Origin of the sequence: Alkalihalophilus lindianensis (assembly GCF_032843265.1) — a bacterium.
Classification (GTDB): domain Bacteria; phylum Bacillota; class Bacilli; order Bacillales; family Bacillaceae_D; genus Alkalihalophilus; species Alkalihalophilus lindianensis.
Map to the genome: position 1 here is coordinate 1 of NZ_JAWJBA010000633.1, position 256 is coordinate 256.

Consider the following 256-nt stretch of genomic DNA (forward strand, 5'->3'; position numbering starts at 1 on the left):
CCGAAATGGAATTGTCTTGATTGAGTTTATTGAACAGCGAAGAAAAGATGGAATGGATGTCCGCGAAGCTGTCATGATGGCAGCCGAGCAGCGTTTCCGCCCGATCGTCTTAACCTCGCTCACATCGATTGCTGGCTTATTGCCGATTGCCCTTGGCAACAGCACACTATTTAAGCCGCTCGGTATAGCGATTGTCTCAGGACTGATCTTCTCCACACTGCTCACACTGTTTATCGTGCCTGCACTGTACTTGCTG

The 256-nt window shown here is 49.6% G+C and carries 1 protein-coding gene; it reads left to right on the top strand.

Annotated elements, in window-relative coordinates; genetic code table 11:
- Positions 1–256, top strand: a 256-nt coding sequence (locus RYX56_RS23705) for an efflux RND transporter permease subunit (protein ID WP_317124300.1), incomplete at both ends; no start/stop codon positions are given.